The organism is Peribacillus sp. NPDC096447, from assembly GCF_044762725.1.
In the GTDB taxonomy this organism is placed as follows: domain Bacteria; phylum Bacillota; class Bacilli; order Bacillales; family DSM-1321; genus Peribacillus.
Genome location: NZ_JBIWEV010000005.1, coordinates 1 through 21,472 on the forward strand (window position 1 = coordinate 1; position 21,472 = coordinate 21,472).

General features: G+C 31.9%; 20 protein-coding genes. 16 read left to right on the forward strand and 4 right to left on the reverse strand.

From position 1 onward, the window contains the following. The 6 genes from ACIQZD_RS17295 to ACIQZD_RS17320 all read left to right on the forward strand — a co-directional run. Positions 1–221 (forward strand): hypothetical protein (locus tag ACIQZD_RS17295; RefSeq protein ID WP_402904856.1); only part of this gene is annotated, 221 nt, incomplete at its 5' end. Between the two features lie 243 nt (positions 222–464). Further along, positions 465–1,205, forward strand: a complete 741-nt coding sequence (locus tag ACIQZD_RS17300; RefSeq protein ID WP_402904858.1) for an MBL fold metallo-hydrolase — start codon at positions 465–467, stop codon at positions 1,203–1,205. A 191-nt stretch (positions 1,206–1,396) separates the two neighbouring features. Continuing rightward, positions 1,397–2,029, forward strand: coding sequence for a hypothetical protein (locus tag ACIQZD_RS17305; protein WP_402904860.1), 633 nt, complete (start codon positions 1,397–1,399; stop codon positions 2,027–2,029). A 49-nt stretch (positions 2,030–2,078) separates the two neighbouring features. Then, positions 2,079–2,285 carry a hypothetical protein gene (locus ACIQZD_RS17310; RefSeq protein ID WP_402904862.1) on the forward strand — a complete coding sequence of 69 codons (207 nt, stop codon included), beginning with the start codon at positions 2,079–2,081 and terminating at the stop codon, positions 2,283–2,285. A 180-nt stretch (positions 2,286–2,465) separates the two neighbouring features. Further along, positions 2,466–3,008 carry a GNAT family N-acetyltransferase gene (locus ACIQZD_RS17315; protein ID WP_402904864.1) on the forward strand — a complete coding sequence of 181 codons (543 nt, stop codon included), beginning with the start codon at positions 2,466–2,468 and terminating at the stop codon, positions 3,006–3,008. 167 nt (positions 3,009–3,175) lie between these two features. Then, entirely contained in the window at positions 3,176–3,340 is a 165-nt protein-coding gene (locus ACIQZD_RS17320) for a hypothetical protein (RefSeq protein ID WP_402904866.1), read from the forward strand. 486 nt (positions 3,341–3,826) lie between these two features. On the opposite strand, the gene ACIQZD_RS17325 is transcribed toward ACIQZD_RS17320, so the two are convergent. Beyond that, entirely contained in the window at positions 3,827–4,603 is a 777-nt protein-coding gene (locus ACIQZD_RS17325) for a class I SAM-dependent methyltransferase (protein WP_402904868.1), read from the reverse strand. A gap of 144 nt (positions 4,604–4,747) precedes the next feature. Here ACIQZD_RS17325 and ACIQZD_RS17330 point away from each other — a divergent pair, with 144 nt between their 5' ends. The 3 genes from ACIQZD_RS17330 (at position 4,748) to ACIQZD_RS17340 (ending at position 7,893) form a co-directional block, all read left to right on the forward strand. After that, positions 4,748–5,623, forward strand: a complete 876-nt coding sequence (locus ACIQZD_RS17330) for a LysR family transcriptional regulator (RefSeq protein WP_402904870.1) — start codon at positions 4,748–4,750, stop codon at positions 5,621–5,623. Positions 5,624–6,872: 1,249 nt separating this feature from the next. Continuing rightward, the gene (locus ACIQZD_RS17335; protein WP_402904872.1) at positions 6,873–7,334 is read left to right on the forward strand and encodes a GNAT family N-acetyltransferase; all 462 of its coding nucleotides are present in this window, start codon (positions 6,873–6,875) and stop codon (positions 7,332–7,334) included. A 97-nt stretch (positions 7,335–7,431) separates the two neighbouring features. Continuing rightward, positions 7,432–7,893, forward strand: coding sequence for a GNAT family N-acetyltransferase (locus ACIQZD_RS17340; RefSeq protein WP_402904874.1), 462 nt, complete (start codon positions 7,432–7,434; stop codon positions 7,891–7,893). A 305-nt stretch (positions 7,894–8,198) separates the two neighbouring features. Here the strand turns inward: ACIQZD_RS17340 and ACIQZD_RS17345 are convergent, their stop codons facing one another. Both ACIQZD_RS17345 and ACIQZD_RS17350 read right to left on the reverse strand, forming a co-directional pair. After that, a complete protein-coding gene (locus tag ACIQZD_RS17345; RefSeq protein ID WP_402904876.1) occupies positions 8,199–8,828 on the reverse strand; it encodes a YczE/YyaS/YitT family protein in 630 nt (209 codons plus the stop codon). Between the two features lie 2 nt (positions 8,829–8,830). Continuing rightward, entirely contained in the window at positions 8,831–9,526 is a 696-nt protein-coding gene (locus ACIQZD_RS17350; protein ID WP_402904878.1) for a YjjG family noncanonical pyrimidine nucleotidase, read from the reverse strand. A gap of 77 nt (positions 9,527–9,603) precedes the next feature. Between ACIQZD_RS17350 and yeiL the strand changes: the two genes are divergently transcribed. After that, the gene (gene yeiL / locus ACIQZD_RS17355; RefSeq protein ID WP_402904880.1) at positions 9,604–10,275 is read left to right on the forward strand and encodes a transcriptional regulator YeiL; all 672 of its coding nucleotides are present in this window, start codon (positions 9,604–9,606) and stop codon (positions 10,273–10,275) included. Positions 10,276–10,860: 585 nt separating this feature from the next. On the opposite strand, the gene ACIQZD_RS17360 is transcribed toward yeiL, so the two are convergent. After that, a complete protein-coding gene (locus ACIQZD_RS17360) occupies positions 10,861–11,853 on the reverse strand; it encodes a DGQHR domain-containing protein (protein ID WP_402904882.1) in 993 nt (330 codons plus the stop codon). Between the two features lie 133 nt (positions 11,854–11,986). Here ACIQZD_RS17360 and ACIQZD_RS17365 point away from each other — a divergent pair, with 133 nt between their 5' ends. The 6 genes from ACIQZD_RS17365 (at position 11,987) to ACIQZD_RS17390 (ending at position 21,416) form a co-directional block, all read left to right on the forward strand. Then, positions 11,987–12,337: a helix-turn-helix domain-containing protein gene (locus ACIQZD_RS17365; protein ID WP_328176882.1), complete on the forward strand. Its 351-nt coding sequence runs from the start codon at positions 11,987–11,989 to the stop codon at positions 12,335–12,337. A gap of 270 nt (positions 12,338–12,607) precedes the next feature. Beyond that, positions 12,608–13,963, forward strand: coding sequence for a hypothetical protein (locus tag ACIQZD_RS17370; RefSeq protein WP_402904884.1), 1,356 nt, complete (start codon positions 12,608–12,610; stop codon positions 13,961–13,963). Then, a complete protein-coding gene (locus tag ACIQZD_RS17375; RefSeq protein WP_402904886.1) occupies positions 13,941–16,568 on the forward strand; it encodes a helix-turn-helix domain-containing protein in 2,628 nt (875 codons plus the stop codon). Before ACIQZD_RS17370 ends, ACIQZD_RS17375 begins: the two co-directional genes overlap by 23 nt. 23 nt (positions 16,569–16,591) lie before the next feature. Then, the gene (locus ACIQZD_RS17380; protein WP_402904888.1) at positions 16,592–18,415 is read left to right on the forward strand and encodes a hypothetical protein; all 1,824 of its coding nucleotides are present in this window, start codon (positions 16,592–16,594) and stop codon (positions 18,413–18,415) included. After that, on the forward strand, positions 18,408–19,142 hold the full coding sequence (locus ACIQZD_RS17385; protein ID WP_402904890.1) for a hypothetical protein: 735 nt from the start codon (positions 18,408–18,410) through the stop codon (positions 19,140–19,142). Before ACIQZD_RS17380 ends, ACIQZD_RS17385 begins: the two co-directional genes overlap by 8 nt. Positions 19,143–19,235: 93 nt before the next feature. Beyond that, entirely contained in the window at positions 19,236–21,416 is a 2,181-nt protein-coding gene (locus ACIQZD_RS17390) for a DNA topoisomerase III (protein WP_402904891.1), read from the forward strand. The last annotated feature ends 56 nt before the right edge of the window (positions 21,417–21,472 follow it).

Below are 21,472 nucleotides of genomic sequence, written 5' to 3' on the forward strand. Positions count from 1 at the left end.
GTTGTTCAATTTTCGTATATGAAAATACCAAGAATAAATTAGGAGTTGTTTCTATGTTTGACATTACCTTGATATTGTTTATAGCTTCTGCTGGGATAGTTATTGCTATTACCGGCTTCTTCGTTATATTAGGTCGAAGGATTTTAGAACCTAAGAAAAAACTTCAACAAAAAATCGATAAACTAGAAGAAGAGGTTCAAATATTGAAGAATCACAAATAATAAACTAGCTTTAATGAACTAACGGGTGCGTTAGCTGAAGATCAGAGCTGTCTTTAAGGCAGCTTTTTCTTATGGAACTATCGGGGCAGGATAGTTCTATAGTGCAACAAATAAATATTGACAAAAAATATTTTATGTGTTATAATTAAATGTTTGTTATTGAAACCTCCTTGATTAATTGGTAAATTAAACTAAACAGTTATTTAGATATGCAATTAATTAATAATTTTGGAGGGGAATTTAATGAGAATAGCTAATGGAGTTGAAATGCTTGAGTTAGAAGCTGAAGCGTTTGGAGGGAAAGCAGTCATACACCCGACGCTTCTCTGGGATGATAAAGAAGCTATTTTGATAGATACAGGAATGCCAGGACAATATAAGCAAATAATTTCAGCAATGGACAGAATAGGTTTATCATTAGATAAATTAAAAGCAGTTATATTAACACATCAAGATATTGACCATATTGGAAGTGTGCCAGAAATCATAAAGGCAACTAAAGGAAGTATTGAAATATTCGCTCATGAACTTGATAAGCCATACATAGAAGGGGAAATTTCTCTTATTAAAACGAACCCTAAAAGTATGGCTAAGATTTTGGACTCTCTTCCAGAGGACCAATCAAGAATAATGCTTGAACTTTGTAAAAATCCTCCAAAAGCTAAAATTGATACTACTTTATCGGACGGTCAAGAACTACCCTATTTCGGAGGGATAAAAGTTCTATTTACTCCTGGACATACCCCTGGACATATTAGCCTTTATTTGAAAAAAAGTAGAGTTCTTGTTGCTGCTGATGCACTGATTTGTATAGATGGGAATCTAAGAGGACCCGTTGAGCAAACAACACTCGATATGGACACTGCGATTTCTTCTTTAGATAAATTTTTAAGATACGATATTGAATCTGTAATTTGCTACCACGGGGGAGTATGTAATAATAAGGTGTATACCCAACTTGAAAATATCATTAAAAACTTATAGAACTATCAGGAGCGATTCTTCATTAAGAAGGATCGCTTTTTTTACGCAACTATCGGGGCAGGATAGTTGCAGATGAATATAAGTTTAAACGACTGATAAAAATTTCAGTCGTTTTTTTGTAAACAAATGTAAACAATATTTATTTACATTTTTTTATAAATATGGTAGTTTTAATTCAAGAGGTGTTTAAAGTGTCTGATTATAGAAAGAAAATGTTTCGAGGAGCAAAGATTGAAGATTGCATTTTAGATTTTATAGATATGGAAAAAGAACTTAGTAGAACGCTTGATACTGCTGATGAGCAGGAAAGACAATTATTGTTGGGGATGAGTAAAGCGTATCGTCTGATTGTTAATCGACTGGTAAGAGAATTTGATTATTCCAAAGGTGGAGATATGGTGAATACAAAAGTAAAAGAATTAATTAGTTCGTTAAAAAGAAGAGCTTCCGAGGCAAAAGAGCAAAGTAAAAATAACGTCTTGGACCTAGTAAATGGAATGTACTATGACGATATACCTGAAGAAGCTAAGGAAGAAATAGCTAAAGTTCCTCAAGAATTACAAAGAGGTTTATTTGAAGGAATGGCTCTTGGTTATGAAAAAATTGTTATTGACTTGGAATTACTGTTGGAATCTACCGATAATGACAAGATAGCTCACATAGAAAAAAATTTAGCAAAATATAAAAAAATTGCTGAAATGTTAAAAAATAAATTTAAAGAAGATGAAGTAGATTTTAGAAGTGGTTACATTCAAGGCGAAATGTCTGCTTATCAAATGATCAGAGAGGAGATCCAGGTTGTTTTTAGAGCTGAACTAATCTAGAATCTAGTGCTTTTAATACGAAACGTAGCCTGAAAATAGGGGAGATTTAATGGATTTTTTAAATTGGTATGATTGGATTCAACCGACTAATCCTTATGCATCAATATTTTTTGGGATTATTTTCACAATTCTAACGGGGTTAATTACGTGGTTTGATACGAAAAAAATCAGAACATTCGTCTTAATAATAGCTGGAGGATTAAGTTTTACCATCATTGGCGTTATAATCTTAAACTCCGTCGGTTATTATGGCTAATACACTTCATCCTTAATGAACTAACGGGTGCGTTAGCTGAAGATCGGAGCTGTCTCTAAGGCAGCTCTTTTCTTATGGAACTATCGGGGCAGGTTAGTTCCATAATAAACAAGTGATTTATCCATTAATCATATATGGTAATATACAAAATAAACCAATAGAAAAATTAGGGGGATGAGTATGTTCTTACATAAGATTGATGAGGAGCTATCATTGAAACTGTTAGAATTAAAGGATGCAGAAAGAGTTTTCGAAATAACAGATCAATCCAGAGAATATCTACGAGAATGGCTTCCTTGGCTGGATAATACAACAAAACTTGAAGATACAAAAGGGTTCATTAATATGTCTTTAAAAGGTTTTGCTGAAAACAAGAGTGTCAATACAGTTATTATGTATAAGGGGCAAATTGTTGGTGTAGCAGGTTATAACCAAATAAATTGGTCAAATAAAACAGCATATATTGGTTATTGGCTCGGAGAAGAATATCAAGGAAATGGAATTATGACAAGAGTAGCTAAGGCATTGACTGATTATGCATTTAATGAATTGAAACTAGATAAAGTTGAAATTAGGGTTGCTGTGGAGAATAAGAAAAGTAGAGGAATTCCTGAAAGATTGGGTTTTGTTAATGAAGGTTGTATTAGACAAGCAGAATGGTTGTATGACCATTATGTTGACCATATTGTTTACGGTATGTTAGCTAAGGATTGGAATAAGTAGTAATTCATACCTTAATGAATTAACGGGTGCGTTAGTTGAGATCCGGAGCTGCCATTTGGTGGCTTTTTTTGCTTAATGAACTATAGGGGCAGGATAGTTCCATAAGAGTTATAATTTAAAAGGAGAATTTTTACTTGCTTTCGATAATTAATAGGAGGATTTTTCCTTTGAAGATAACAAATATTTCTTTGGTTACATTTGCTGTAATCATTACAGTTTTAAATCACTTTGTTTCTCCAATTTTCTTCGATGAGGGACCCGATAGTTCAGGGACTGGCTTATCAATACTTTTATTAGCTATTGCACTATTAAATCATCTTAGGGAAAAATAGTAATTGTACTAATAGGTAATTGAAACAAAACTCTAAACTCTATTATTAAGCTGTTTTCTTGTTGAACTACCGGGTGTGTTAGCTAAAGATCAGAGCTGTCTTTAAGGCAGCTTTTCTTCTTTAACTAATGGGTGCGTTAGTGAGATCGGGTCTGCCATTTGGTGGCCTTTTTGGCTTAATGAACTAACGGGGCAGGATAGTTCTATAAGGAATACTGTTAAGTGACATTAAAGTTGTTTAATTTACAATAAAGTCGTTTAAAACATAATAAAGTTGTTTAAAAACGTCATTCATATTATTCCATTAAAGGGCCAGATTGTTGAATAAGAGAAGGGATTATTCATAAAACGAGCTATAGGTTATTCCCTTAACAGGGCATTCAAAGAGAAACTCGATAATCCTTTTCTACAAATAAAATCACAATGTTTCAACAATGAAATGTTAATAAAGAGGCTGTCCGAGTTCAACTTTTGGACAGCCTCTTCTTTATTCTTTTATCCCGATTACACGAATCCTTTTGTAATCAGCTATCCATTTACCGTCTTTACATAAAATTGCTTTTGATTTATTCTCAACCTTTGTTATTATGTAGTCTTTTTTATCTTCATCAATATTTTCAAACATATGACTGCCGAACATCTCAATCCAATTCTTTAATCCATTTTCACCGTCTAATGGAGTGGGTCTATCAAAGTGCTGAGCGAAGATGACTCTAAATCCTACTACCTCCATCAAAGACGTGTATTCACCAATACTTGGATAATACCAAGGGAATTGTTCCATGTTATATTCAATTCCTGATTCTTTAAATTGATGAATGATTTCATCTGTTATAGTTTGAACGTTCCCTTTACCGCCAAATTCAGCAACAAACCTTGCACCTGGTTTTAAACTCTGATAAATACAATTTAATGCTTGTTTGGGCTGTTTTACCCAATGAAGGGTTGCATTAGAGAATACTGCATCAAATTCGATATTGTATCCTAGGTCAGTCGCATCTCGAACCATAAAATTAATATGGGGGTACTTGCTCAGTGCTTCCGTAATCATATTTTTAGATTTATCTACCCCTACAATATTCACACCAACATCATATAATTTCTTTGCCAAATCTCCTGTTCCACAACCAAGATCAAGAATTTTCTCACCTTTTTTCGGAGCTAATAATTCAATTAGATTATTTCCATACTCTGAAACAAATGAATGGTTTTGGTCATATAAATTTGCGTTCCAATAATCCTTCGTGCTTTGGTTTTTTTCCATTCGCACTCTCTCCCTTTATCAATTATTTGTAAAACTTAAATAGGATTTATAATTTTGTTAACTAGATTATAATAGAAATAATTAATAATGGATATTAACGAAAAATAATAATATTAATAACCATCTGTTATAAGGGAGAGTAGTATGGATATTAAATGGATCAAAACATTTATTGTTGCAGCTAAATATGAAAATTTCCGTAAAACCTCAGAAGAACTTTTTCTAACTCAGCCAGCTATAACAAAACATATAAAAAGACTTGAAGAAAACCTTAACATTCAGTTATTTGAGAGGAATGGAAAAACAATTGCTCTTACATCCGCAGGATATAATTTTCTCCCACATGCAAGGGAGATACTAATGAAATACGAAAAGGGGTTAGATGAATTTGAATCGTGGAAACAAGGTTATAAACGGAAGTTAATTATTGCAACAGCGCCACAAATTGCATCATCAATTCTGCCCTCAATATTACGAAGTTTTATGGATCAAAATCCCGATATAGAAGTTTTTATTAACGTACTTAAATCCTATGAAATTGGCGAGGAAATTAGTGCAGGAAGAGCAGATCTAGGATTAACGCGAATAAAACCAATTCAGACCAATATAGATTGCCATATCATACACGAAGAGCCTGTAATTTTAGTAGGTCCCACTATTGATGAAGGAAAATACAAGTATGATGAAAAGACGATATTACAAAAATACAGGTTAATTACTCATAACCATCCTGACTATTGGAATCATCTTTTGAATGACATTAAGAGAAGTTATCCAACTGTTCGAACAATGAAAGTTAATCAAATTGAAATTACAAAACGATTTATAGAACAAAGGCTTGGTATTTCATATTTACCATATACGATGGTTAGGGAAGAAATAAAAATGAATAAATTGTTAGAAATAAGACCAGATAAAATCAGCCTGCCAACATCTTCAACCTATGTATTAACAAAAGTAGAAACAGATGAAGCAAAGACATTTATTGGATTTTTAAAAGATGAGGTGGCAAAGTTTTAGTCTATTTTTTGAATTTTTACTTTCAGCCTTATTCAAGAAAAGGGCGCGATTCTTTAATAAGAATCGCTTTTCTTAATGAACTAACGGGTGCTTTAGTTCTATAAGGGGTTACTGTGGCAGCCTTTTTCTAATGGAACTATCGGGGCAGGTTAGTTGCATAAGATGGAAATGTTTTCATATATGAAATAGGTGTTTTTTCGCTTATGCTGAAAGTAAAAAAGAAGGTTAAGACGTATGAATATCACTGATTTACTTGTTTTGTCTGTGGTTATAGGATTGATTAATGGTTTTAAGAACAAGAAATTTAAAATGAAAAGTTTTTTCTACACGTTTTTAACATTTTTAACATCAGGTCTAATCTTCATCATAATAGGAGATCTATTTTTGAAAGATTTATTAGATAAATATCTTACTAGTGAAGAATATGGGATATGGCTATTTGGAGGTTTGCTATTGTTATATCCGATTTATACAACAATTAAAGGATTTAAAAAAAAGACCACTAATTATCTATAGGGTGCGATTCTGAGTTTTTATTGAAAGGGCGTTTAAATGAAAGTTTTATACTGGGTAGTAAATATAGGTTGGTATTTTCTAATTACGATTTTAGCTACCACGTTTTGGAAAGGACTTGGTTGGTGGTTTTTAATAATATGTGCAACTATATTGTTTTTTGGTGACGCCTTAATTAGAAGATTATTAAAAAAATAATTACATTTCATCTTCAACTAACAGACGCTTTACTTCATTACCGGGAGCTGATCAGCAACTTCTTTTCTTATGTAATAAACGGGGCAGGTTAGTTTATTGAATTTATTTCTCTTATTTGGAGGCAACATGACTGATTTAGCAGAACAATCAACGACTACTTTATTAGCTCAACTAACATATAGCCCTCTATATATCATCACTGTAGTAATTGCTCTTGGAGTACTTATTTTCTTACGAAGTGATAAGGGTTGCTTAATGCTTTTTTATAAAATATGCGCTGTAGGTTACATTAGCATCTATCTCCTAGCTATTTATTTTTATTTGATAAACCCGAATTGATGCACAAATTGATGCCAACTCTACAATAAATCTTAATGAACTAACGGGTGCTTTAGTTCAATAAGGGAGGTTGCTGAGGCAGCCTTTTTCTTATGGCACTAACGGGGCAGGATAGTTCATTAAGGAAAATGCCAAAAATTTCCCTAAAATTACATAAAAGGGTACAATTACTTAAAATGAGTTAGATGAGGGATTTGTTATGAAAATTAGTCAAACTCGGAATTTCAACTTGGTTGCTAAATTAAATAAATATGTGCACGATTTACATTCAAATTTATATCCTGAATATTTCAAGGAATATAACTATGAAAATGTGAAGGAAGTTTTCAAAAGTCTTGTTAATAACGAAAGTTTCGTTTTCCTATTGTTAGAAGATAACGAGGAAGCTCTCGGCTATGCTTGGATAGAGATAAGAGAATATCCAGAAAATGCGTTTAAAAAAGGATATAAGTCTGTTTATGTACACCAGATTAGCATAGTGGATACAAAGAGGAATAAGGGTTATGGTTCAAGTCTTATGGAATGTATATATGACATTGCGAACGATCGAGGAATAGATTTAATAGAATTAGATTATTGGTTTGAGAACAGTGTTGCAAAGGACTTTTATAAAAAGCAAAATTTTATAAAGTATAGAGAGTTTGTATATAAACAGTTGTAGTTTCTTGTTTTAATTACGGGTCAGTTTAATTGAACAAAATATATTAATATTAAATAGTAATTATCATATAAATTTAAATAAAGGTTGTGCATCACAGATGGACATTACCATAAAAAGAACAAGTTTAACTGAAGTAGATATGTTGTTAGATATACAAAAAGAAGTTTTTGCAGAAGATTATGCCTTATATGAAGACCACGATTCAACCCCTGTGAATGAAACAGAAGCAAAATTAATCGAAAACATTGAGCGTTTTTTTCATTACACAATATTGTCGGACGATGCTATTATTGGAGCCATAGATATTCGACCCTTGGATGAAAACCGATTAAGATTAAGTAAATTATTCTTAAGTAATAAATTTCAAAATAAAGGACTAGGAAGTAAGATAATCAAGTTAATGGAGTCCGAATTTCCGTTGATAAAAGATTGGAGCTTATATACTCCTTATTTAAACAAAAGAAATCACCATTTTTATGAAAAGCTAGGTTATATAAAAATAGGTGAAGTACAAGTTACTGAAAAACTCCAGTTATTTAAATATGAAAAAAAGTTATAAGATCATAATATGTTTTTCTTCTCTATAAGAGATATCTTTAAGTTAGTTGTAGTGGCGACTTATTCCGATTTCTCAATAAAGAATTGTGAAGATTTGTACTTAAACTAACGGGTGCGTTAGCTGAAGAACGGAGCTGTCTTTAAGGTAGCTTTTTCTTATGGAACTAAAGGGGAAGGTTAGTTTAACTGTAGTGTTACAAAAAAGATTGATCATTTAGAATAAAGTTCGATAATTTATATTAAAGTTTGATAAAAATAACCTCTTTGGATTCTCAACCGTAGGAGGTTATTTTTTAGTTATGCTATTTATTGAGTTTGTGGTTTCTGTTGATAGTTTTTAAATTTCAATCGTGTATATGAAATAATGCCGGACAATAAGAAGAAGCTGATAATCGTTCCTTCACGAATATTGATTGGTAAATTGTATAGTAGTGATATTGTTATTGATAGAATAATGGAGAATAAATCGACACAATATCTGTATTGAGAGAAAGGACGTTTTGTTAATTCAGCTATTCGTAAACATAAACTTTCAATAGGAAAAGGAATAATATCTAATGATAAAATAATGCCTGTTGTTCCACCGGCTAGTATCGCACCGAAAATAAATAGTCCGATTCTTACTAAATAATTCTCTACGTAAATCGTACTGAAAATAGTATAGAGGAAAAAATTAATAACCATTCCAAAGAACAAGATGGAAATGAACATCAAAGTGAATTTTCTAAAATCCTTTTTTTCGCATAGGCAGATATAACCGAATAGAAAAATGAGATTTGCAATGAATGTAATTGTGCCAACTTTGATGGAAGTCCATTCAGATATTGATAAATTCATCGCATTAAAACTGCTGACACCAACATCAGCTTTTAATGTAAGACTAATGCCAATAGCACTTACTATATAGAGTAGAATCGATTGAATTACTTTTTTCATGATTATTCCTCTAATAAGTCCATTATTTGCATTAAATTTGGTATCGTATATGTGCTCTTAGGTGAACATGATTTAGGCATGCTTCTCTTAGGGTTAAACCATACACAATCAATTCCGACATTGATAGCCCCTTGAATATCCGATGTTAAACGATCACCTATCATTAAAAATTCTTCTTTACGGCTTGTATGCAGGGCATCAAAAATATAGTAAAAGAAATGGGGATTCGGTTTTTCATAACCAATTTCTTCGGAGATAAAAAGTTGTTCAAAATATCCTTGTAGCTTGGCACTTAATAATCTTTTTCTTTGAGTCTTTCCTACACCGTTTGTTCCAATATATAATTTATAATCTTGCTTACTTAAAGCATTTAATAATTCATGTGCATGGGTAACGGTCTTATGTCCTTGGTTTAAATGCTCACGGTACATAGCTTCAACTTTTGCTCCGTTTTCATCTATATGAAATTCCTTCAAAAAAAGTGAAAAACGCGTTGTCAGCACTTCTTCACGAGAAATCAAGCCTTCCTCTAATTGATGCCATAATCCATCATTAATGCGCTTATAACATGCAATTGTTTGTTTGTTATAGGGCAACTCGTACAGCGTAATAATTTGTTTTAAAGCCTTTTCTTCTGAATCTTGAAAATCAAGTATCGTATCATCTAAGTCAAAAATAATATGTTTGTATTTGTTCATTCCTATCCACCTCTTGGTAGTAATATATCGAAAGGAACAATATAATAATAGGAGATATCTCATATTGAGGTGATAAAATGGAAAAAATCAGTTTGGAGGATTACGCTGAAAATTTTGTGGATATATATAATGATATTCAAGAAACTTTTCCGAAAGCAGTTTTACATCAGGCTTTTATTTGTAAGTTTTCTTCTAATGAATATATAGTGCGCTTTGATGAAGATATTCAGTACTTATTTTTATTATTGGATGGGCGGGCAAAAATATATATAGTACACGAAAATGGAAAACGTGCGCTGATTCAGTTTCTAAAGAAAGATGATTTTATTGGTGAATTATCCTTGATTGAGGTGGAAAAGAATTTAAAAGATGTTGTGGCTATAAATGACTGCACTTGCTTAGCGGTTCCATTGGCTTCATCGAAAGAGCATCTGTTAAATGACAATCTTTTCCTCCGTGATTTATCAAAATATTTAGGTGATAAATTACTTAAAAGAACGGATCATTACACAGCTATGCAGGATTATGAATTCAAAAATCGATTGGCCAAATATATTCTTCAAATAGAAAACGATGGATGCTTTCAAGAGAAGCATACCGAAACAGCAGAATACGTGGGGGTAAGCTATCGACATTTATTATACACACTTAACCAATTCCATGAAGACGGATTATTGAAAAAAAAAGGAAGGAAATATTATATCATTAATAAAGAAAAGTTAGAAAGATTGAGTTCAAAAAAGGATTAATTTAGTATGATTTGATAACTTGAAATATAAACAAGTTGTTACACTTTTTTCTTATCACAGAAACGAATACTGCTTTGCTAATATACGTTTTTAAATTAAAAAATAGCTAATAGAATATTTACTACCACCATTAAAATTAAAAATTAACCAAATCTTTTGCGTTTTTTCATTCAACCAAAGTTTTTAACATAGCCTAATAAAATAAAATATTGTTAAGATGTATTAATATTCTGTTTGTGATGTCCCTCACTTAAACTAACGGGTGCGTTAGTTCTATAATGATCACTAAAAAATAATCAAACTATTTTATAAAAATTGTATACTAAATCACTAGAAAAGAACACTTTTTGATTAATCTCTTTTCAAAATGGATTGTATTTATTTACGCTAATATGAGGGTTCAGGAGGACCTTTTGATTAATCTTTATTTCAAAGCTACTGTTGGTTCTTTTTTAACAGATGCTTTAGCACAATACATACATGAACTGAGTTGGAAAGTTCCCTCCAAAGAATAAGGGATAAGAATAGCCGGAAATCAATTTGATTTTCGGCCATTTTAAAATTCGAAAATGGGGAATTCAAGTATTATTTTTCTACAGATGCAATTATGTCTTCAGCTAAGAGTTTAGAACCACTAGCACCTTTTAGATATTTCAATGTTCCTTCACTAGACCAATCAAATACCTTTATACTGCCCATTTTTTTAGTTACTTCTTTAATATTTAACTGGTTAGAAACAAAATTATAATTTGAAGGAATAATTTTATTGCCGGCTATAGCTAAAGCATTTAAACAGACTATATGAGTTAATCGATATTGCTTATAATCACTCCATTCAACAGGTAACAACTCTTTAAAACAATTAAAATATGTAAGGGTTATATTAAGTATTTTTTCCTTAGGTAACTCGGCAATTTTTGTATTTTTAATTAATAACAAAAGAAAATTATATGCATTTTGTAAAGTGATATGCTTTTCTCTAGTTCTTTTACCAATTAACGTTCCTTTATTATAAAAGGGACTGTTAGGGTCAATAATTAATTGTGTTGCAATCCAACTAAGTTTATCACTTTCTCTTTTTAAAAATCTACTTAAAGAAGTACCTATACCTTTAGCTTTTGTATTAATAATATCAAAAAATTTTATTTCCTCATCTTCATCTAACCAATGGAAGGCAAGAAAAGGGACATTTAACATTGTATTTGTTGTTTTTGTGTATAGTTCAATTCCTCCTAATCTATGTTGGCCATCCATTAATGAAGCTTGTTTTTTACAAATTAACCTACCAACATTAGGACGAGATTTATCATAGCACTGAAATTCCCAATGTCCACCTGCGTTTAATAATATTGGTGTGAAAAGTGAATCTTCTCCCATTGATAAGTATTTTGCAAAATCCTGTGTTCTTTTTTTATTTATAGGACGTTGATATCCCTTTCCTGAAGGATCATTAAAAGGTTTTGAAAAGGAAAGTTTGATTGCATTATTTGATGTAACAATTCCTTGGTAAGCTACACGTCCTCTCATTTTAAATTGTAAAACATTTTCTACTGCGACATTTTGTAATAAATCGTTCAATGAAATTACAACTCCTAAAATAGTTATAATTAAAAATATAGTACTTATATGTACATAAATCAATGGAAGTTATATCATATGTATCTGTGAACACTCATTTTTATTACCTACTCTTAATTTAGAGGTGATTAGAGTGTCCACATTAATAACACTAATTGGTAAAAATATAAAAACTATTAGAAAACAAAAGAACTTAACTCAAGAGGCACTGTCTGAAATGTGTGGTTTGCAAACATCTTTCTTAGCAGGTATAGAACGAGGAGATAGAAATATTACTCTTCAAACATTAGAGAGAATTATTGATGGTTTAGAAGTGGAACCACAGGAACTTTTCACATTTTCAAATATCAAAATAACCGAAGATTATCAAAATAAAAAAGAAATAATCGCCCTAATTGATTCCCTACTTGTAGGGAAGTCTGAAAAGGAAATAAGGCTAATCTATTCAATAGTTAGCGCGATTTTCGAAGTATATAATAAATAAAAATGGTTAGGTAAACAATTAAAACTTGTTTGCCTAACCATTTTTTTTACTTACTAAAATTTTTAAACGCATTTGTAATAACTTATTGGTTGAAGAGCCGATTAATTTGTTAGACAATAGTAGTTAGTATTGTAATAAATTACTATTAATTGTAATAATTGAAAATAAAGAAGTTTAAAATTCAAAGAATATTTGTTACTTATCAATTAAATCGTACAAGTTTATAAAAAAGAAAAGTAATTCTTGTATGAGATTTGGAGGTTACACTAAATGAAAACTGGAAACTATAGATATGTATGGAAAGCGATAAGATACTATAGGAAACAAGGAGGGGAAATTGTAAACACACCCTCGATCATTATTGGTCTAGAGAACATGACCACTAAAGAAGTATTCCCCCATCCCATTAGCCATTTTTTGTATAAGAAATACCATAGAAACTCTGGTTCCATCAATTATGAGCTAAACGTAGCACAAATTATTGTACCATTTTTAAACTTTGTCTTGGATAAAGTGAATCTTAAATTGAGTGAATATACAGAAATCAAAGGATTGGAAAATCTACGAGAGAGTCATGCAAATGCATTTTTACAATATTGTGTAGATGAGAAATCAAATAAAAATAAGACTTTAGAAATGAAAGAGAATTATTTATCTAAATTTTATAATTATTTATGGGATGAAAAAGTACTAAAGCATAAACCAAAATTTAAGTTAGTCTCGGTCAGAAAGGGAACAGAAGTTAGAAAAGTATATAAAATTGATTTCACTTATAAGAAGACAGATGAAACTCTTCTGCGTGAAAGAATAAAAAGAAAAGATATAGTCCCTCAAAATCACGACTCCAACGAAAATAGAACTTTTATTCGTTTGCAATATATTCGTGAAATACTATACGTTGCAAAGCATGAAACGCCTGATATTGCATTTGGAGTGGCTTTGCAAATTTTTGGAGGGTTGCGTAAAGGAGAAGTAGTAAACTTGACTAGAACTGCTTTAAAGCCACAAAATGGGCAAAAATACGGAGTGGAAGGATTAGTTGTACTCGTAAGGGATCGTCAAAATGATTTATTTAATAGGTTTGTAGATGTTTCAACAATGCAAGTCAAAAGCCCAAGAGACCAATCCTGTCTTATTGATCCAATTTTAAATTATCTATATAAACATCATTTGGAAGTGGTACTTAAAAAGATAAAAAAGCCTAAGTATCCCAATGCATTGTTTTATGATAAGGAAGGAAATCCTATGTCAGCAGATACATATGATAAGAGATTTTTAAAATTAAAGAATACTTACTTAGGAATGTTACTAGGAACACAAGGTAGATATCAGGATTATTTAGACTTTTCACAAACGAAGTGGCGTTCACATATTGGTAGAGGAGTATTTACTAATATGTGTTTGGACGTTGGATTTAATGAAAAACAGACGGCAGTCTTACGGGGTGATAGGTCTACTCAATCTATGGAATCCTATTTTGACATCATAACTGCTACTTATAACATTCGAAAGGCTTTAAGTTTACTTTCTCCAGATCAATCAGCAAACGTAGCTGATTTAAACATGCCAACTAATCATAGAATGTGGAAGGAAGTACAAGAATATGGAGCAGGGCTTAGAACTTGATTTCAAAGACTATATGACGATATATCGGATAGCTGAAGAGAATTTCAATAAAGACTCAAATAATCAATATTTTATTAGCAAATTAAAAAAATCCATTCTGGAGTTACCAACTGAATGTAAAATAACAATGATTAATTTAGAGGAAAAATATTATGATGAAAAATATGATCAATTTGTTAAAGAATTGTATTTAAAAGAAGATATTGATCATTTTTTTAGCAACTATATATCGAAGAAATCTCTCATTAATAAATTAAAAAAATTTGTTAGCCACAACTCAATTTATAAATATTATAACAACCTAAACCCAATTGAAATAATTCTCGGTGGTAATATAGATATCTTTGTATCGCAAGAAACTTCAAAAAAACTAAATGAAATAATACAAGTAGCAGGTAAAGGGCGATGGGGTTGGAGAACATATACCTTTGAAAAATACAAAAATAGTAATGGCTATTTATCCTTTGAAGAAGTTATGAAGAAATTAAATTGTAGTTCTGCGACTACCCAAAGATTAATTAATGAAAAATTGTTAGTAGTCTCAGATCAATATGGAGATAGAAAGCTTTTTGATAAAGAGCATATACACGAATTACATATTGAACAAGAAAGACTTATTAAAAAGTATAAGAGAAATTATTACTCAGCGAAGCAAATTCAAGAGAAATATAGTGACTCTTTTGCTCATTATATTAAAGGATCAGAAGATAAAGTCCGAAGAAAAATAACAAAGGTTGACCCCCCACTGCTGTTGATTTCATACTTTGGTGTTCAGATGAAACTGTATAAAAAAGATGAAATTGATCATTTGTGGGAAGACTATAAGCTTTATAGGGACATGAACTCTATGTCACTTGAAGAGCCTTTTGATGATTTCATTTATAAGGTTGAACAAGTGCTAAATATAAAATTCACTACGGAACAAAAGAACACAAAATTATTATGGTACCAGTATGTTGAGAAATTTCTTATTAATACCAGAATGTCTGATAAGTCTAGGATTATATTTCAGACAAACCAATTTGCAAGATGTACGGAGTTAATATTTAACATTTTCAATAAAGAAATATATTCATATTCAGGAAGTGAAATTAATAAAAGGTTTCTAAACGATAGTACCAATATTAGAAGAAGTTATCAGAGGGATTTTTATACCTTCCTAAAACAAATGCTGGAAACCTTTTCGATAGAAGGACTCCCATCACCGTATACCATTGATGAATTATGTGATCCGAAAAATTTTAAAAGGATTAAGGAAGTAGCTACAGATATTTATTCTTTGGAGGAATACCATGAGTTATATTATCATACCAATCGTGTAACATTCCATAAAGAAAAAGCGATTCAAGATGTTACTAATCTTATTCAAACAATGGATTATACAAAATATAAACGTTATGACTGTTGTTGGTTATATATCTTAGTTCAATTAACAAATAATTGGAGACACAGTACGATATTATCTCAAATTCCAAGGATTGATTTATCTACCACTTCAATTGAAAGCTTGGAGTGGTTAAAGAAAAATGATCCTTCTATAGAAGATGCGAATAGTATTATATATCAGATTGGTAGATATGTAACGAAAATAAACAAAACAGATGTGAGTGCAGAAGGAATTTTTACAATTAGTGAACCAATTAAAATTGCTTTTGCAACTGCAATAAGCATATGTGAATTTTGCAGAAGAGCTACTTTGGATAGCAGTTCAACATTGATAGATTTACCGGGTCATTTAGTGGTTAAATATAATCCCCATAAAGAATTTTTTATTGATTTTATTGATGGCTTTAAATTTGAAAATAGGAAGTTGAATAGAACACTTAGTACTCTAATCTGGTCGGTTCTTAGACATATGGGGAATGGGTTAAAAGAATCTCAAGTCTCACGAAGTCACTTACAAGATCATACAACTATTACTCACTATATTAAGCTTTCTGACGGGCAGGTAAAAAATCTTGTGGATGAAATATTTGAAAGGAATCAATTTGGATTTGTAACACAGACATTAACAAATATTCTTTTTGGTACAGAAACAAATAAACATATCGAAACAGAAAGAATGTTAGAGGTCAATAAGCAGTTCGGTAATGTTTTTAAAATTGAAGCTACCGCAGGTTTAATCAACAGAATAGCAACAGAAAGAGATCATGTATTAAAATATCTCGCAGGTTTTGACTTAGAAGGACTTCGAAATCTATTTTACCAATCCACGACGGGGTCTCTTCCTTCAAAACAGAGGTATTACCAGTGTATCTATTCTGAATGTAAGTATGAGAATGAATACGGCGAAGGACCATCGTGTGATTCATGTGCTGCTTCAATGATTAATGTTTATGCCATAGAAAATATAATGGATAATTATGTTTCCATGATGGAAAAAATTTTAAAAGGGTTTGAGAGTGCGACTCTCGGAGAAAAACATAAACTTGCAAATCAATTCTTTCTTCTGCATAACATTGTAGATCAAGCAAGAAGAAATTTCGGAAGAGAAGCAGTAGATGGTTTTGTAAGAGGGGGAACAGAGCGAATAAAGGCTCTAGGTCATGAATTATCAACAATGAATTTAAAGGAATATAGAACGCTAGGAGTATTAAGGGGATGATATATGTGGGGAGAAAGAGGAATGTGGGATCGTTAACTCTTGATTTAAGTAATATTAATCCAGGGGATATAGGAAGTGCAGGATTTGATGCCAATAAGAACGTAGAAGAAGCAAAGAAGTTATTAGAAGCCTATAATGATAACAGGGTTAAAAAAATTTGTGTGAATTTTGAAGATGATGAATGGGTTTTTAATGAAGAATTTAATCGTAGTAATGTGGTGTTCAATTATAAAAAAATTTTCTATTCGTTAAGGTTTAGTAAAAGTGATAATAAAGAAAATTTATTTATTGCAGTTAAATGTTGGATAGCAAAACAACTAAATGAGAACTCAATTCGGGTTACACAGCGAAAGCTTGTAAATATAGTTTCAGCTTTTATTTCCACTAAAGGTCTTAATAATAATAGTGAATTATTGAAAATGATAGAAGAAAAAAATCTTTTTCGTAAAAAAATCAATTCTGAATATGTTATTCATAAAGTAACTAATCATGTAATGCATGGGTTTATAAAAGATCTAGTCGATTTTTTAGAATTTTATAATCGAGAGGAATCTGCTTCACTTATAAATGAATTGAGTGAATATAAAAGTAAAATAAAGTTGGAGAGGCAGTATAGGAAATTACCTTCGTTTAAAGATTTCCTAACAGTAAAAAATTATTTAGATAACTGGTTTGAAGAAGAGAAGGAAGTCGGAGGAAAAGAATTACTTAAATATTATCCACTATTATTATGGTGGAATCTTACTTCAATTATTCCCATGAGGATAATTGAATTTTGTTACATCAAAAGAAATTGTTTTTCTAAAAAGGGAGAAAACTATTTTATAACTTTTCCGAGAATGAAATATGACCGTGTAGGAGACAATAGAACTGTAGTTAAGTACGACACATTGCCCATTCCACAAGAGTTGTATAATCTTTTTCTAAATTATAAAAAGCTTTCAGAAGACTATGGAAAATCGGATCATCTAATTTCATACAAAGTTTATCACCAGGTTTTTAAAAAACCATATAGAGAAGATACTATATTTAACTATAAAGATTTACATTATTCTCTTGCAATGTTTTACAAAGAAATTTTGTATAGAAAAAATAAAATCAATATTAATTCTATTAACAAGTCTTATAGAGCATTTTATTCTATAGAAGATACTTTTATAAAAGATGAAGCTACTGGAAGTGTGGATTCAATGATTAACCCTGGCGATCTGCGACATATAGCTATTATTAATATGATGATGCAGGGGTATGACAAAGTTGAGATTCAACGTTTAGCAGGACATTTTACAGAGGATACTCAATATAGCTACTTTAATCATATGGAAAATTGGATGGATATCGAAATACTCAAAATAGAAAAAGAGATTAGTAAATTTAGACCGATAAACTCTACATTTAGTGAAAATGAAATTTCATTCTTCCACCCAAACATTCAAGGATTTTTTGAAGTACAAAGTAAAAAAAATTATATAAACGGAAGTATGGATGAAAAGAATCAGGAGGAATATATAAAATTAGATTTAGGATACTGTATGGATATGTCCATGCCATGCCCCAGTTTCAATTGGAAACACAGAGGTTGTTACTTTTGTAAGCATTGGTCCATTTTTATTCCAGAATTAGAGGAAAAAAGAAATCTGATAGCTCACGACTTAAATTTACTTTATGACGAAACAAGAGTGAAAATTAAGTTCATTCAGTCTCTATTTATGTCTCAATTCGACAACTCTGAAAACGTAAATCTTAGTGTGAAAAAAGATTTATCCTCAACATCAAAGGAAATTCAATTATCCGTTAAACGAATAGCAAAATTAAAGTCTATGTTAGGGGTTTTGGACCATGAATAAAAATGGTATTAAAGGTATTTTAAATGATATAGGTAAAGAAAGAGAATTGAGGAAATTAATTGTTGAATATGATGAGAACCATAACATCAATTCAAAAATTACATACAAAGATATCTATGAATTTGTTAAATTAGAATTTAATAATGATAAAATAGATTTCTATCCGGGGTATACATGGTGGAAAACAAAAGGAAAACATTTAGTAGACGAGTATAATTTAGTCAAGAAAAGAACTATTCACCTGTCAGAAACTGAAGAACTAGATGTATTTGATATTCTTGATGTGGTTGAAAAACACTATGGAAATAAAGATTCTTTAATCAAATATCTTCTTCCCTATAACGATTTATTAGACAGACTAGTAAATAAAATTAATAAACTTCAAAGTAATATCCAAAGCTTTTCAGAACAGCTTGAAAAGAAAGATGCACGAATGCAAATATTAGAACAAAATAATAGCAAACAACAAGCTTTATTAGATGGATTATTCTACACTGTTATAGGATCTGAAAAAGAGTTAGTTAATGTAATGAATAGTGGTAAAACTAGGTCAGACATAGTGAATTATGCTTTAACTGAAACTTTTGGAAATCCATCTGCTTATATCGAGGATTTTGGTAAACGTATAGAGATAGGTAATCTTACGACAAATAATAAAAAAGACAATGTTGTAAAGTTTCAACCTAAAGAGGAAGAAATGGCCAATAAGGATGATTATGATTATTGAGTTTGAATTGGTTTTCTTTTTTTTTGACTTAATAAAAAAGTCGAACAAGACTTATACCTTTAATACTGTATAATAAAGGAGGTTGACTCAAAAATGGGAGTCCCATTAATCCTTGCGGAGAAACCAGATCAAGGTTCAACGCTAGCAGCTCAATTTAAAACGAAGAAACAGCAAGGCTATATAGAAATCATGCCGACTGAACTTTTTCCCGATGGAGCTTATGTAACTTGGGCCGTCGGGCATTTATGTCAACTTGTTTCACCGGAAACCTATCATTCAAAATGGAAAAAATGGTCGATGGAAACGTTGCCTATGATTCCTGAGAAATTTCAATATGAAGTGACCCGACAAAAGGCAAAGCAATTCAATGTTGTGAAGACTTTGCTTAGGAAACCGGAAGTCGATGAAATCATTCATGCAGGTGATGCCGGGCGTGAAGGAGAATTGATTGTACGCAATATCGTTAATCTATGCAATGTCAATAAACCGATGAAACGTTTATGGATTTCCTCTTTGACCCCAAAAGCGATTTATGAGGGATTCCAAAATTTGAAGAGCGAGGAAAAAACCAGGCCGCTCTATTATGAAGCGTACACGAGAGCTTGTGCGGACTGGGTTGTGGGAATGAATGCTTCGAGAGCGTATAGTATTTTATTGAAACAAAGGGGCGTTTCGGATGTGTTTTCAGCTGGAAGGGTTCAGACACCGACTCTTGCTTTGATAGTGAAGCGGGAAATGGAAATTGAGCAATTCAAGTCTGAACCGTTCTGGGAAGTGTTCGCTGACTTCAAGATGGATGGAAAGAAATATCAGGGAAAATGGCAGCAGAACAATGATCCGAGAATAAAGACAAAAGAGATGGCTGATAAAATTGCCGCCTTTTGCAAGGGTAAGGAAGCTGAAATAGCTGAAATGGATACTGAAAGGAAAGAATTTCAGCCGCCTTTGTTATTTAATCTATCGTCATTGCAAGCGACAGTAAACAAGATTTATAAATATTCACCGAAGCAGACGCTTGATATAGTACAAAGTTTATATCAAAAAGGGATCGTTTCTTATCCACGTTCAGACTCCAATTATGTGACGGAGGGGGAAGCCGAAACATTTCCTGATATTTTGCAAAAACTAAGCGGATTTTCAGAATATGAATCCCTGTTTCCTTTGCCACAACCGAACATCATGAATAATAAACGGTTTGTAAATGAAAAAAAAGTGACTGATCACTATGCAATTATCCCGACGGAGCAGGTAACAGACCCGAAGCGGCTTTCCTCCGAAGAACGGAATATATATGACTTGGTGGTACGCCGGTTGATTGCGGCTCATTATGAGAAAGCCATTTTCGATTACACCACCATTAAAACGCTTGTCGATAAGCGTGCCGAATTCGTTTCTAAAGGCAAGCAGCAGATTCAAGAGGGATGGCGCAAAGTGATTTTCCAAAATGACAAGGATGATGATGATATCATTTTGCCGTCCGTTACCAAAGGAGATACTGGAAAGGTCGCCAATATAAAGGTGAAAGAAGGAAAAACCCAGCCTCCTAAGCGCTATACAGAAGGTCAGCTGATCACTTTGATGAAAACAGCCGGAAAGCATCTGGATAATGAAGAGTTAGAAAAAGTGCTGATGAAAACCGAGGGTCTCGGAACCGAAGCAACTCGGGCTGGCATCATTACCATGCTCAAAGACCGTAAATACATCAATGTCAAAAAAAATCAGGTTTTTGCGACAGATAAAGGGAAAGTGCTGATTACTGCCATCGGGGAGAAGATCCTGGCTTCACCTGAAATGACAGCCAAATGGGAACAGCGTTTGAGGGAAATCGGTGAAGGAAAGGCTTCAGCTGGCGGCTTTATGGAAGCTGTTAAAAAGATGTCAGCAAAAATCATCAGTGATGCCGTGGAATCATCGGAAAGCTGGGATTTCCAAGGACTGGACACCGAGTCGATTCAACGGGGCGGCCCTAAAAAAAGAAGCTCGGCATCTGTGGGCAGCTGTAAACTATGCGGTTCTAAGATTGTCGATAAAGGGGAATTCTATGGATGTATAAGTTATCAGAAAACAAAATGTAACTTCACTATTTCCAAAAAAATCCTTAATAAGAAAATCAGTCAAGCAAATATAAAAAAGCTGTTGGCGAGCGGTGAAACGGATTTGATAAGCGGTTTTAAAAAAGGGGAAAAGACCTTTGATGCCATTTTATCGTGGTCCGATTCTGAAAAGAAGATCAGTTTTACATTCCCAACAGAACAAAACGTCAAGCAAACTTGAGAAGAAACATCATTAAAGGCGCCCTGAGACTTATATCTTCTTGTTTCAGGGCCGTT

Coding starts and splice junctions, on each gene's coding strand:
- ACIQZD_RS17300 (WP_402904858.1), top strand. CDS start 465: ATGAGAATAGCTAATGGAGTTGAAATGCTTGAGTTAGAAGCTGAAGCG.
- ACIQZD_RS17310 (WP_402904862.1), top strand. CDS start 2,079: ATGGATTTTTTAAATTGGTATGATTGGATTCAACCGACTAATCCTTAT.
- ACIQZD_RS17315 (WP_402904864.1), top strand. CDS start 2,466: ATGTTCTTACATAAGATTGATGAGGAGCTATCATTGAAACTGTTAGAA.
- ACIQZD_RS17325 (WP_402904868.1), bottom strand. CDS start 4,603: ATGGAAAAAAACCAAAGCACGAAGGATTATTGGAACGCAAATTTATAT.
- ACIQZD_RS17330 (WP_402904870.1), top strand. CDS start 4,748: ATGGATATTAAATGGATCAAAACATTTATTGTTGCAGCTAAATATGAA.
- ACIQZD_RS17335 (WP_402904872.1), top strand. CDS start 6,873: ATGAAAATTAGTCAAACTCGGAATTTCAACTTGGTTGCTAAATTAAAT.
- ACIQZD_RS17340 (WP_402904874.1), top strand. CDS start 7,432: ATGGACATTACCATAAAAAGAACAAGTTTAACTGAAGTAGATATGTTG.
- ACIQZD_RS17345 (WP_402904876.1), bottom strand. CDS start 8,828: ATGAAAAAAGTAATTCAATCGATTCTACTCTATATAGTAAGTGCTATT.
- ACIQZD_RS17350 (WP_402904878.1), bottom strand. CDS start 9,526: ATGAACAAATACAAACATATTATTTTTGACTTAGATGATACGATACTT.
- yeiL (WP_402904880.1), top strand. CDS start 9,604: ATGGAAAAAATCAGTTTGGAGGATTACGCTGAAAATTTTGTGGATATA.
- ACIQZD_RS17370 (WP_402904884.1), top strand. CDS start 12,608: ATGAAAACTGGAAACTATAGATATGTATGGAAAGCGATAAGATACTAT.
- ACIQZD_RS17375 (WP_402904886.1), top strand. CDS start 13,941: ATGGAGCAGGGCTTAGAACTTGATTTCAAAGACTATATGACGATATAT.
- ACIQZD_RS17385 (WP_402904890.1), top strand. CDS start 18,408: ATGAATAAAAATGGTATTAAAGGTATTTTAAATGATATAGGTAAAGAA.
- ACIQZD_RS17390 (WP_402904891.1), top strand. CDS start 19,236: ATGGGAGTCCCATTAATCCTTGCGGAGAAACCAGATCAAGGTTCAACG.